The organism is Streptomyces sp. NPDC019396 (assembly GCF_040632375.1).
Taxonomy (GTDB): Bacteria; Actinomycetota; Actinomycetes; order Streptomycetales; family Streptomycetaceae; genus Streptomyces.
Genome location: NZ_JBEYBS010000053.1, coordinates 1 through 12345, shown reverse-complemented (window position 1 = coordinate 12345; position 12345 = coordinate 1). Strand labels below are relative to the sequence as shown.

General features: G+C 60.4%; 10 protein-coding genes and 1 pseudogene. 2 read left to right on the top strand and 9 right to left on the bottom strand.

Features of this window, described 5'->3' with window-relative positions; translation table 11 throughout:
• Nucleotides 1-105: 105 nt before the first annotated feature.
• Complete coding sequence (locus ABZ532_RS30705) at nt 106-300, top strand: hypothetical protein (protein WP_361291065.1); 195 nt, start codon at nt 106-108, stop codon at nt 298-300.
• 419 nt (nt 301-719) lie between these two features.
• On the opposite strand, the pseudogene ABZ532_RS30700 reads toward ABZ532_RS30705, so the two are convergent.
• From ABZ532_RS30700 to ABZ532_RS30675, 6 genes and pseudogenes are all read right to left on the bottom strand, one after another.
• Nucleotides 720-1523: pseudogene (locus tag ABZ532_RS30700) on the bottom strand (IS5 family transposase).
• 70 nt (nt 1524-1593) lie between these two features.
• On the bottom strand, nt 1594-2514 hold the full coding sequence (locus ABZ532_RS30695; RefSeq protein ID WP_361291063.1) for an HAD-IIA family hydrolase: 921 nt from the start codon (nt 2512-2514) through the stop codon (nt 1594-1596).
• Nucleotides 2403-3152, bottom strand: a complete 750-nt coding sequence (locus ABZ532_RS30690; RefSeq protein ID WP_361291060.1) for a carbohydrate ABC transporter permease — start codon at nt 3150-3152, stop codon at nt 2403-2405. Before ABZ532_RS30690 ends, ABZ532_RS30695 begins: the two co-directional genes overlap by 112 nt.
• 74 nt (nt 3153-3226) lie before the next feature.
• Entirely contained in the window at nt 3227-3934 is a 708-nt protein-coding gene (locus ABZ532_RS30685; protein ID WP_361291057.1) for a sugar ABC transporter permease, read from the bottom strand.
• A gap of 231 nt (nt 3935-4165) precedes the next feature.
• On the bottom strand, nt 4166-5461 hold the full coding sequence (locus ABZ532_RS30680) for an ABC transporter substrate-binding protein (RefSeq protein ID WP_361291054.1): 1296 nt from the start codon (nt 5459-5461) through the stop codon (nt 4166-4168).
• Nucleotides 5458-6594 carry an ATP-binding cassette domain-containing protein gene (locus ABZ532_RS30675; RefSeq protein WP_361291051.1) on the bottom strand — a complete coding sequence of 379 codons (1137 nt, stop codon included), beginning with the start codon at nt 6592-6594 and terminating at the stop codon, nt 5458-5460. Before ABZ532_RS30675 ends, ABZ532_RS30680 begins: the two co-directional genes overlap by 4 nt.
• A gap of 147 nt (nt 6595-6741) precedes the next feature.
• Here ABZ532_RS30675 and ABZ532_RS30670 point away from each other — a divergent pair, with 147 nt between their 5' ends.
• Nucleotides 6742-7785, top strand: coding sequence for a LacI family DNA-binding transcriptional regulator (locus ABZ532_RS30670; protein WP_361291048.1), 1044 nt, complete (start codon nt 6742-6744; stop codon nt 7783-7785).
• Nucleotides 7786-8238: 453 nt separating this feature from the next.
• Here ABZ532_RS30670 and ABZ532_RS30665 read toward each other — a convergent pair whose 3' ends face one another.
• From ABZ532_RS30665 to ABZ532_RS30655, 3 genes are read right to left on the bottom strand one after another with little or no spacing between them, the layout of a single operon-like run.
• The gene (locus tag ABZ532_RS30665) at nt 8239-9912 is read right to left on the bottom strand and encodes a TIGR03767 family metallophosphoesterase (RefSeq protein ID WP_361291045.1); all 1674 of its coding nucleotides are present in this window, start codon (nt 9910-9912) and stop codon (nt 8239-8241) included.
• Nucleotides 9913-9922: 10 nt separating this feature from the next.
• Nucleotides 9923-10564: a DUF47 family protein gene (locus ABZ532_RS30660; protein WP_361291042.1), complete on the bottom strand. Its 642-nt coding sequence runs from the start codon at nt 10562-10564 to the stop codon at nt 9923-9925.
• A complete protein-coding gene (locus ABZ532_RS30655; protein WP_361291067.1) occupies nt 10561-11508 on the bottom strand; it encodes an inorganic phosphate transporter in 948 nt (315 codons plus the stop codon). Before ABZ532_RS30655 ends, ABZ532_RS30660 begins: the two co-directional genes overlap by 4 nt.
• Nucleotides 11509-12345: the final 837 nt, after the last annotated feature.

Here is a 12345-nt window from a genome sequence, read left to right as displayed (position 1 = left end):
TCACGGACGGCGAGGGGCGCGTGCTGTGGTGCAGCCCGACCAAGCCCGGAAGCTGCGCGGACATCACCCACGCCCGCCAGTTAGGGCTGGTCAAGGTACGAGGAGATGTACGAGCGACAGCGCAAGGCGCGCTCCTCGCGACGTATCCGGGTCGAGCACGGCATCGCCCATCTCAAGAACTGGCGGGCCCTTACCCGGCACCTCGGCCGCCGCGAGCACATCAGCGACACCGTCCAGGCCATCGCCAGCCTGCTGTCACATCAGCAGACCGCGGACCTGATTCCCGCACAGCAGAGGTGAACACCGAGCTCCGTCGGAATCCTCGACGCCTCACCGCCTACCGTGCACGAACTCGTTACTGATCGTTTGAGAATGCTGTCCTGCGGAGACGCTGGCGGCCTATGGAGCAATCCCTTCGCAGATATCCTCGGCCTGGTCCATTCGCGCCGGATCAGCCGGAGTGGGCAGGTCGGTACCTACTCATACACGCTTCATGGAACAGGGTGCCGCTTCGTCAGCGACAACGGCATCCGAGGTCGATGTCGACTTCGCAGCCGACGCGAGCGAAATCTTGGACCTGTGGCGGCTGCGCTGGTATGGGCTGAGCCTGCCGGAGCCTCTTGACGTCACAGATCAGGACCTGCGGACCGCGGTGCGATCCCTGCAACCGCTTCTGACCGAGGTGCGACCGGGGTGGTTCAGCGTCGCCAACGATCGCTTCAGGATGAGGTTCGCAGGCGGCGCAGGCATATGAGGCTGCAGGCCAGTTCGAGCCGGCCCCGATGAAGATGGGCACGTCGCTCGTAGCGGGTGCGGAGCCGTTTGAACTGGTGCAGCCAGGCGAAGGAGCGCTCGACCACCCAGCGCACCTTGCCCAGTCCGGAACCATGAGCGACACCACCTCGCGCGATCAACGGCTTGATGCCCCGCTTCCACAGCATGCGGCGGTACTTGTCGAAGTCGTAGCCCCGGTCGGCATACAGGCGCCGGGGCATGAGGCGGGGACGTCCCCGCAGACCCCGGATCGGTGGGACGGCGTCGAGCAGGGCAGGAGCTGGGTGATGTCATGCCGGTTGCCGCCGTTGAGGGTGACGGTGAGCGGGGTTCCGTGGCAGTCGACGATCAGGTGGCGCTTGGAGCCGGGGCGGGCACGGTCGACAGGTGAGGGGCCGACGTGATCCCCTTTGAGAGCCCGGACGTGCGACCCGTCCACGGAGCAGTCATCCAGGTCCAGCAGACCGGCACAGCGAAGCTCGGTCAGCAGGGCAGCATGCAGGCGCGGCCACACGCCAGCCTCGGTCCAGTCTCGCAGCCGACGCCAGGCCCTCACCGGAGCAGGCCACCGCCTCCGCAGGAACATCACACCACGCGACACCCGTCCGCAGCACGTACATGACGCCGGCGAGTGCCGCTCGGTCAGGAACACGCAGCCGCCCAGGGTAGCGACGGCGCCTCTCAGGCGCGGGCGGCAGAAGCGGGGCCACCCGCTCCAGCAGGTCGTCAGGAACAAGATCAGCGCGCACCCCCGACACCCTGCCGACCAAGATCGTCGAGCACAAGACCCACCGCTCAACTCATTCTGAATACGATCAGTTAGGGGCAGCGCGCGAAAGGGGCGCCGTCGACTACCACCGAGGGGAGGTCCGCAAGGCCGTGAAGGACGTACGTCGGCTGATCCTGTGCGCCGCTCACATCATCACGGCTACTCACGCCAGTGAGAACCAGAGCCGTATGAAAGCCATTGCTCACCCCCAAGCGCACATCTGTTTCGAGGCGGTCGCCGACCACGAGCGTCTCGTGTGCTGGTGACTGCAGCCGCTGCATAGCTGCCTGAGCCATGATGGACGATGGCTTTCCAATGATAAAGTCAGGAGAGCGACCAGTGGTTGCTTCGATGGCTGCGATGATTCCACCGCAGTCTGGTACCTCGCCATTATCTATAGGGCAAGTCATGTCGGGGTTTGTGGCGACGAACACCGCGCCCCTTCTGACAGCATCGAAAGCTTCCCTCCATTTGTGGTAGTCGAATGTCCGATCGAAGGAGACGACAACGACCTCCGCATCACGCCCACGCTCCACAAGAGTGACACCCTGTCGTGTCAGGGCAGCGTTCAGACTTGACTCGCCTACAAGAAATACGCGCGCGTGAGCCGCTTCCGTGCACAGCCAATCGGCGACGACCAGGCCCGACGTGAGGACCTCTTCAGCCGCTGTAGGCAGACCGAGGTCACTTAGTCGCAATGCATAGGACGATGCAGTGCGGGTGGGATTGTTGGACACAAACAACACCCGAACGTTGATTTCGCGAAGTCGCGCTAGAGCCTCGATGGCGCCGGGCAGCGGTTTTCCACCTCTGTAGACGGTGCCATCAAGGTCGCATATTATGGCGCTGTAATATGGTTTCATCGGATACCAGCACGCATGAAACTCTGGACGAATTGGCGCTGAAATATAAGAAATGCAACGATCAGAGGCGCGATGATGAGTACTGTAGCGGTAGAGAGAAGCGTCCATTCAACGCCAGATTCCGTGCTATTGAATACAGCTAGACCAACAGTCAGGGGTCGAGACTCCACACTGTTCGTTACAACTAGCGGCCACAAGAAGTTGTTCCAGTGATAACTCACCGAGACAAGCCCAAAAGCCACAATCGTCGGTTTGGCCAACGGAACATATACACGCCAGAGTGTCTGCAAATGCGAACATCCCTCGATTTCCGATGCCTCATCGAGTTCTTTAGGGACTCCTTTGAAAGTCTGGCGCAGTAGGAAGATGCACAGGGCACTGGCGGCGTACGGTAGACCGATGCCAGCGAGAGAGTCTACAAGTCCGAGCTGAGCCATGGTCGTGTAGTTCTCGGAAATCAGTACCTCAGGGACGATCATGAGCTGCACGAGGACCAGCCCGAAGGCCAGCTCACGCCCTTTGAAACGTAGCCTCGAGAAAGCATAAGCCGCGAGAATTCCGAGGACGAGCTGAGCTATAAGAATCCCCGTGACGAGGAGAATCGTGTTGAGGAAATACCGGTCAAACGGCGCGGCGTCAAGTACCTCGCGGAAATTTGACAGAGTCAGCGGCGCGGTGAATGAGAACTTTGTGGCAAACCGCTCGGAGTGAAAAGCTGCCCAAAAGGCGTAACCGAGCGGGGCCAACCATAGGATTCCGAGCAGCCAGGCTCCGAGGGAATCAAGAAATGACCAAAGCGCGCGCGGGATTTTGTTAGATCTCATCGGTAATGAATCCGCTTCTCTAGGATACGGAACTGGACCACAGCGATGCCTACGAGAATGAGCACCAGTGCAATGGTCATGGAGGCGGCTGCAGAAAGGTCGTAGAACTGGAAGGCCTCTTGGTAGATGTAAAAGAGGAGGAGGCTGCTTGCGTTGTTCGGGCCGCCGTCGGTCATGATGAACAGATGGTCTACATGCTTGAATGAGTTAGTGATGGCCACCACAAAGACAAAAAGTGTGGTTGGCATAAGCAGTGGAAATGTAACACGCCGGAAGTGATACCAGCGGCTTGCGCCCTCCAAGGAAGAGGCCTCTTGGAGTTCCTGAGACATATTCTGGAGGCCAGCCAAGTAGAAAATCATGAAGAAGCCTGCCTCCTTCCAGATCGTCATCACCATCAGGGCCGGCATCACTGTCTGGGGATCACCAAGCCAGTTACGCGAAGGCAAGCCTGCGGCTTCCGCGATCGCACTAACGGGGCCGTAGCCTGGTGTGTAAAAAAAGAGCCAAATGCTGGCTACGGCTACGAGCGGTAGAATCGCTGGAGTAAAGTAGGCAAGTCGCAAAAACCCCTTTCCTCGAATCTTCCCGCTCACCCACGTGGCCATGAGCAGGGCGAGGGCGATGCTAAGGGGGACGGTGCCGGCGGCAAAGATGAGGTTATTTTTCACCACCGTCCAAAAGACAGCATCATCTGCCATCATTTGATAATTCTCGAGAGTAAAATCACCCTGAGATCCGGTAAGACTGTGATATGCCGCAGTCAGTACTGGGTAATGAGTGAAGGCAACCAGGACAGCCAGGCCGGGCAAAACCATGAGCCAAGCCACGGCTGATTCGGGGAGTCGGCTCCATCGCCGAGATGAACGCGAACGAGTGAGCCTGTCGGACGGTTTATTCTGCGGGTTGGGAAGCATTTGCGGCATCATTGCCTCCTATTTATATTGCTGCAGCACCGAGTCTGCCTGTTCCTGGGCATTAGACAGCGCCTCTCGAGGCGATTCCTCTCCAGTAACTGCGGCTGCGACTGCATCATTCAGAAGCTCCGTGAGCCTGCCTGCAGCGTGCGTGGTCAATTCCGGCACTGCTTTGGATAGCTGATCGCGGGCCACGAGCGCCTGCGGAAATTCCTTGATATACTTCTTCATCGCGTCGGTGTCATAGGAGGCCGGGCTAGTAGCTATGTAACCCGTGGCAATACTCCAGTCTGCGGCCCGTTTCGGTTCACTGAGCCACTGAACGAATTTTAGTGCAGCTTGCTGCTTTTCATCGCTCGTCTTGAAGATATACAGGTTACCGCCGCCAGTCGGTGAAGCGGCCTGCGAATTGGCGGGCAGTGGCGTCACGCCAAATTTAAACTTGGCTTTATCTCGGATACTGGTAAGATTACCGGTGGTACTCCACATCATGGCTGTCTGGCCTTGAATGAAGTCCTCAGGCGTGCTGCCCCACTCGATGGTTCCCTTGGGCATTATCCGTTTAGTGCCGAGACTCACAAGGAATTCAAGGGCCCTGACGGTCTCAGGCGCATCGAAGTACACTTCTGTGCCATCTGGGTTAAATATCTCTTTGCCACTTTGGGCCGAAAGGGCTTGTAGAAACCAAAATCCGTAATCGGTTGTCGGGATTTCGATTCCATAATTGGCAACTCCCGATTTCTTTATGTTCTGAGCTGCCGAGACGAGAGTGCCCCATGTATCCGGCCCCTTAAGGGGGTCGAGACCGGCTTTGGCGAAAAGATCCTTGTTGTAATACTGCACAATGGTCGAGCGCTGGAAAGGAACACCCCAGGTTTTTCCTGTTCCATCTCGGCTGCTCTTCATCAGTGCCGGATAGAAACCCTTGAGCCATTGCTGGTCATCGTTTTTGAGTAGATCGTCATAGGGGACGATCATCTTGCTGTCAGTCAGGGTATAGAGCTCACTGGCCAGAAGTACGGCGAGGTCAGGACCCTGACGGGCCCGAAAACCCGTCTGTGCTTTTGTCATGGTCTCGCGATAGGTTCCCGAGTAGATCGCTTCGATATCGACGTCGGGATTTTCTGCTTCGTAATCAGCGACGAATTTGTCCACTACCTTTGTCAGTGGCCCGCCCACCGCCACCGGGTAGTACATCGTGAGCTTGGTCTCGCCGTCGGAACCGTCTTCGCCCTGGCCGCAAGCCGTAAGGCCGACGGCGATAGCCATACAGGTAGTCATCACGGTCAGCCGTGGGGTCCATCTCTTGTTCATGAGGTTCTCCTCGTCTCATCCACCTGCAGCTGGGGGAGAGTGCTGGCGGCAACAGATTGGGAAGGCACGATCCGGTGGCCGGTGTGTGCGTCGAAGATGCTGGTCTTGCCGCTCGGGAGGCCGAGCAGGATGGCGTCGGACTCACGGAGAGCTGTCACTCCCCGCAGGCGGACCGCGATCGTTTGGCCGCCGACGTCAACGGTCAGCAGGCTGTCGGCACCTAGGATTTCCACCGTGCGCACAGTCCCGCCCAGCTGAATATCAGCCATGCCGAGCTCGACGTCCTCCGCGCGTATACCGAGGTGCACGTCCCCGGTCGCCTCCAGCCCCGCCCGGGTGGTCACTGGTGAGTCCAGGTTCAAGGTGACCAGGTCTCCGCTGATGTGTGCCGGCAACAAGTTCATCGGTGGAGACCCTACGAATCGGGCTACTGCCGCCGTTTCGGGCTGTTGATAGAGGGTCACCGGATCTGCGACCTGCTCTACACGACCGGAGCGCATGACGACCACCCGGTCGGCCATCGTCATCGCCTCGACCTGATCATGCGTGACATAGACAACGGTGAGGCCTAGCTCGCGCTGGAGCGCACGCAAGTCTGTACGCATCTGAGCCCGCAACTTGGCATCTAGATTGGAGAGGGGCTCGTCCATGAGGATGACTTGCGCCTGGCTGACCAGCGCGCGTCCCAGCGCGACTCGCTGGCGCTGGCCTCCGGACAACTCGTACGGCCGTCGGCCAAGGTAGGGCAGCAAGTCCAGCATTTCCGCTGCGTCGTGGAGACGGCGTGCACGCTCGGACTTGGAAACCTTGCGTACCTTCAGTCCGAAGACGATGTTCTCTGCGACTGACAAGTGGGGGAACAGGGCATAGTTCTGGAAGACCATCGCGATGCGCCGTTGGGCAGCGGGGACCTCGTTGACGCGCTCTCCCCCGACGACCACATCGCCCGAGTCCGCGCGGTCCAGCCCCGCGATGATCCGCAGAGATGTGGACTTTCCGCAGCCCGAAGGGCCCAACAGGACTAGGAATTCACCTGGTTCAGCCGCGAAGCTCACATCGTCCAGTACATGGGTACTATGCCCCTTTTTGTCACCGAATGACTTATTCACATTTCGGAGTTCGACACCTGACACGTGGTGCCCCTTCCAGGAAAGCGAGGCGGCGGCAAGGAGCCCGAAGGCCCGCCGAGACTGATGATGAGCTTAACTAAAACGATTTAGACAGGCAAGGGTCGTTGCTGTATCGTTTCCTGTCGCGACAAGGCATCGAAGGGAACACCCATGACGGCAAGGCCCGACCGGGGCAGACCCCGCATCGTGGACGTCGCTCGGGCAGCGGGTGTATCGACTACGCTTGCGAGCTTCGCGCTGAACGACAGAGCCGGAGTGGCACCGGCAACGAAGGCACACATTCTTGCCATCGCCGCGCAGCTCGGTTACCAGGCAGATCCGCACGCCAGAGCATTGCGGACCGGGTCGGCGGGCCTGCTGGGCCTCGTCGTCCGCAATCTCTCCAACCCCTTTTTCCTCGGTGTCATCACCGGCGCGCAGGAAGCGGCTGTGCTCCAGGGACGCACGGTGCTGGTGGTGGATGCGGACTACTCATCGCGCCGAGAACAAGAACACGTTCGGCGGTTGGCAGCCCAGCGCGTCGAAGGTCTCGCCATTGCCCCTGTCGGTAGCGGCAGTGCGGTGAAACTATGGCAAAGGTTGCGTCCAGACTCTCCGACTGTTGTTCTCAGCGCCACCGTTCGCAATATCAGCGGAGTATCCCGGGTGGGTGCGGACAACATTGCCGCCGTGAGCCTGGCCACGCGCCACCTCGCAGACCTAGGCCACACTGAGATTGCCTTCCTTCGGGCCCCGCGTCGAGTCATGGCGGACCATGATCGCATCGAGGAGTTCCTCCGAGTTTGCAATGAACTGGGCGTCCGACCCAGGCCAATTGAGACCCCGCTGACCTTGCATCACGTCCATGCCCGGATGCTCGCCGTCCTCGATGAGAACCCGCCTACTGCGGTCATCACCAATTCCGACTACACCGCACACGCTGTTTACAAGGCTGCCCGCGATCGTGGCTTGCGCATAGGCCATGACCTCGCAGTCGTAGGCCACGACGACTTGGCTACCTCCGAGCTTCTCGAACCCCCTCTTACTACCCTGCGCGTCAATGCTCGCTCCATCGGGCAAGCCCTGGTTACCCGTCTCCTCAATCGTGACGCCGTTGGGGATCATCAGGAGCCAGTCAAATTGATCGTCAGGGCTTCCACCCAGCCACCTCGTCGGTGCGGTTCTGCAGGAAATCACGATCTTCTTCCACGTTGACTCGCGGGGCATTCGCGAACGTGGCCGTTGTGGGCGACGCTGCAGCCGCAGCGTGTTGCCTGTGCGGCAAGGGGCACCGGGGGTGGCTCTCGACCATCGGCGCCTACGCATCCCAGAAAGCGAGCGCGTGGCACTTGAGGTAGTGGAGGGCGACCCTCTGTCTCGGCATGACCGTGCATTCCATGCATACATCTCCATCACATCCCAGCGTCACAACTAGCAGGGCTCAACTGGACCGTCCAACAGCCACGGTCTCTTGTTCGGTAGGCCCACTACCTGAGTAAGTGATACTTAAAGCGTGCGTGTCCTTGTCCATGACTCATGGCAGAGTCCCCTTGGCAGGACGTTCCTGAGACACACGACCGCCCGGGAGTGAGCGCCCCGCCCGATCGCTGACACGCAGCACTCTCCGCAGCACGGCACTTTGGAAAGTCTCAGACTCACCAAAACGACTCAGCCAGAGACAGGGAAAGTGAAAGGGGTGGGCAGGAGCAGGACGGCATTGCGGTCTCCCCGACCACCCCGAGCGGTGTGGCCCCCCACGCTTTCAGGCTGGTTCGCAGCGAGTTCCCTATGCAGTGCAGCTAGGAGCTCGACTTCACGCGCATCATCTGGCAAAGGCGGAGCCTGGTGATCAATCATCGTTGTCGTTATAGCGACAGCGCCTGATTCGGTCAGGCCGATTTCCAGGTGCCGAGCCTGGCAAGGCCAATCCGTGATCGCAGACGTCGTCAATTCCCAAAACCCCCCTTGTGGGCCGGGGCAAGGGCGCACGGAATTCCGATGAGTGTGCCCACTGACCCAGAGCACGACATTGGGAAACCGGTGCATCAGCCGGCGCAAATCGGGGGCGAGTATGCGGGGCAGATCACTGACCGACTCTGGCTGATAGGGGTCTGCTCCGGTTACGGGATTCGTGAGCGTTGACAGGCCGTGATGGGAAGCAATCACGACGAGCTTATCGGGATTATCAGTCGTCACCCAGAGTCCGTCTTCATCGAGATAGCGCGCATGCACCTCGCGCAGCCGTTTCTCTAGCCAGCGGAACTGCTGCAATCCCACACTTCCGTCCACAGCGCCACCCGGATTCGTGGTGTCGAGCATGATGAGCCTTACTGACTGATGTTCGTCAGCAACGTAGTATGCAGTTCCCTGCTCAAGATTTGTTTCGGTGAACCCGTGTCCGGAGGGCGCACCACCGTCGGCGAAGTGGGCAGCAACAAATTCTGCCCGAGTCATTAGTCGCCGTTCCTTGTCGGCTGTAACTAGCCGAGTTGGCCCGGAAAAATATTCGCAAGTATTGGAAAGGAAATCAGGCGGTCCGTCATCGCCACCTGATAGCAGATGCGGTGAAACTCCCGCTGATTTCAACGCGCCTGTGACAATTTCTGAATATTCCGGTGAAGCAGGGGCGCGGCCCTGCACGAGCCCGTCGTGGTTTCCAAAGCACGCCAGCCACGGGAGGCTCAGCCCAGTCGCGTCGAAGGGAGCCGTGGCAGCGTTAGTAAGGCCCGGCCGATCAGGGAATCCCCAGCGAATCTTGTAGTCGTCGTCGCCAGAATCCGGCCGCCAATAGCTGCCATCCCCCCAGTCCGGCGAATGGACGTTCTCCGTCCCAATGCGACCAGAGTGAGCACGGAAGTTCTTCGCACCATTCATTAGCGCAAAGAACCACTGTAGTTCGTTCCACTGCTGGTTGTCGATGATGTCACCTGTTGTGAGCGCAACATCTGGCCGAATGTTCCGCTCACCTTGTAGCATGAGACGGTTGATCGTCGCTAGCATCGTCTCAAAAGCATGGGCCGCCACCAATTCATGCGCGCGGTAACTGGGGAGCATGGACGCCATACCAGGCCTGCCCATAAGGCGTTGCAGGAACTCCAGACGCCCCGGTGACGAGACGTCAGCAAGTTGAAGGTCCGTCAAATGGACCAGCGACAGTAGCCTCACCGCGATGCGTGTGCTGCATGGTCTTTCTATCAAGTCGCCACGGACCACGTGCGGTTCACCCGGACCAAGTTCTATCCTGCGATAATTGCCTTCGGTGCCGCGCCGCACGACTTGGCCGCGCCGCAAGGTTCTGTCCACCGTCCAGCCAGGACGCCGGTAATAGTCGTTCTCTTGCACGGCTACCTCCTCAATGACATCGCTTCATCGCGCCGTCGGACAGCGCATTGGCTGCTTCAGCGAGCCGCAGCCCGACCACATCCGCGCGGCGCAACAGCGCCTGCCGTCGAAGTGTTTGCACAGTAATATCTCCATTCAACAACTGCGCCAGAGCGAGCTGATATTGCTGACGAATATCTGCTTTACGCACTGCGAGAGCGCCTATGGCGACATCCGCTGGCTTGGTCAGCAGTCGACCCACCGCCTCGTCGAGGGCAACTATTCCTCGGACCAAGGCCTCGAGCGGCGCCTCAAGTAGCGGATCGGAGGGCACCGCCAGCAAGTCAAGTTCCCGAACGAGGTCACGCAGACCATCGAGCACATCGTCCACTGACCGGGAGAGTCGGTTCAGGTCTTCACGGTCCATTGGAGCAGCGATGACGCGTTGGAGGAGATCGACTAGCGCGCCGCGATGAGCATCACCTGCGTGCTCGATGCAGCCCATTTTGCGACGAGCCTCGTTAGTTTTTTCCTGACCCCGAACCGTTGCCAGAGCGAGAACGGCGCCTTCCCGGGCGGCGTCAAGCTGGTTTCGGACCAGAGAGACCAGTTCGCGGTCAGTGCGGCCGGAGAGATCGTGGAACAGGCGCCGAATGCGCAGACGCAATCTCATGTGAGGATCTCCGCCGCGTAGGCCGTCACAGCGGCGAGTCCGAATGCGCTGGGCAGTGTGAGAGCCCAAGCGACTCCGATGCGCAAGACCAGCCGCCAACGGACTCTTTGAGGTCCGACCGACCATGCCGTACCGACCAGACCGCCGGCGGCCGACTGCGTCATGCTTACCGGCGCTCCCGCGGCCGCAACCGCGAGCACGATCGTAGCGACAGATGCCTCGGTCACAACAGCTTGCTCGGGACGTGTGGGCGCCACCCCGCTGCCTACCGTTCGGGCGAAGCGCCTCAGCCCAAGCATTCCCCCGGCAATGAACAGCACAGCGCCGACTAGCAGTATCAAAGGATCCGGCCCTGCATACCCATGATGCGCCCCTAGAGCGAAGGCGAAAACTGCAACAATTTTCTGCCCGTCATTCGCCCCGTAGGCCAAGCAGACAGCAGTGAAGGCCAGCGCGTGGGCTCGCCGCACTTTGCGCCGCGGCTCAGACTTGGCAGGCACCCGGCGCGCCCCGCGAGCTACCAGATTAGAAACAAGAGCTCCGGCAGTAGGACTAATCGCGGCCGCGGCCAAGACCAACACGATGACGCTCCAGGAGACGGTAAGTCCCGCCCCTACTCCCGCGCCGGCTATGCCTCCGATGAGCGCAAGCGTGATACTAGTCGGAAGTCCCTGCGAAGAAAGGGTGAAAGTAATAAGTATCGCAGTACCGATTGCTACGAGGAGCGCCTGTGAACCGCCCGTTCCGTCAAATGCGACCAGCCGAGCTGTGAGTGTGGATGCGACTGCCGTTCCAAAAAGAAACGGAACCGCAGCCACCGAGGCTCCTAGTGCCGTCAGGGCAAGCCAGGGAGACAACCCCCTCACCGTCAGGCCGAGAGATGTCAAAGAGGCACCATCATTCGCCCCGTTGAGTGCGGCGAACACTCCTGCCGCTGCCGTCATTCCGATCGTTACTGGTTCCATGCGCTCAGCCCTCCCTAGGGGGCGATGACCCACGGGCCACACCCGCCTGCACCGTGCTGACCAGGACGACACCTGAGCGTCCAGTTCCCTCGAGGATAACTAAATCGTTTTAGGTGAGCAAGCTCCGTGCTGCTGAGCCTCCCGTCGCCCACGGACGGGTAGCGGGAAACGGCTCCAGACGCTACGGGCATCCCTTCATGCGATCCCCCACCTCAGCATCGGCTACCTGTGGGTGCACCCGCAGGTCGACTTCCGGTCCTCCAGTTCCCTCTGTCGGTCCCGCCTACGGGTGCGGACGAAGCCAGCAAGTAGCTCCACGCCGTGCTCACATCCCGACGATGTCGCAGCCGCACAGCCGCAGCACCACTGCCTTGCCGCCACGGCCGTCGACCTCATCCGGATCGGTGCCTGGCATGTGGGATCCGTCGTCGCCGACCTCACGCAGCGAGCTGTCGCGGCCTTGGCTCTCTCTGGCAGCCCGCGCCAGGAGTCCACGCGTTCTGGATACCAGCCCAGCCAGTCAGTATCCCCGCTCGCTCCAAACCGTTCGGCGGCTTCGCGGTAGGGGCCCGCGCCAGGACACGGTGCTCGCCTCCGGTGCAGAAGTCGACGGCGACAGTGAGCAGGCATGAACGGGGCGCCTTGTGACTGCCGGTCCAGGACACGCGCAGCACACCGCAGGGTGGCAGCGGTCAAGACCCCGGGAAGGCGCAGCGCTCGCGACAGTGAGCTTGTTCAGTGTGGCCACTGATCGGGTGATGGCGGGGTGGCGTGACGGGTGAGGCCCTCGAGTGGTTGAGCGGGATGTCTGACGTC

Coding starts and splice junctions, on each gene's coding strand:
- ABZ532_RS30705 (WP_361291065.1), top strand. CDS start 106: ATGTACGAGCGACAGCGCAAGGCGCGCTCCTCGCGACGTATCCGGGTC.
- ABZ532_RS30695 (WP_361291063.1), bottom strand. CDS start 2,514: ATGGACGCTTCTCTCTACCGCTACAGTACTCATCATCGCGCCTCTGAT.
- ABZ532_RS30685 (WP_361291057.1), bottom strand. CDS start 3,934: ATGATGGCAGATGATGCTGTCTTTTGGACGGTGGTGAAAAATAACCTC.
- ABZ532_RS30680 (WP_361291054.1), bottom strand. CDS start 5,461: ATGAACAAGAGATGGACCCCACGGCTGACCGTGATGACTACCTGTATG.
- ABZ532_RS30670 (WP_361291048.1), top strand. CDS start 6,742: ATGACGGCAAGGCCCGACCGGGGCAGACCCCGCATCGTGGACGTCGCT.
- ABZ532_RS30660 (WP_361291042.1), bottom strand. CDS start 10,564: ATGAGATTGCGTCTGCGCATTCGGCGCCTGTTCCACGATCTCTCCGGC.
- ABZ532_RS30655 (WP_361291067.1), bottom strand. CDS start 11,508: ATGACGGCAGCGGCAGGAGTGTTCGCCGCACTCAACGGGGCGAATGAT.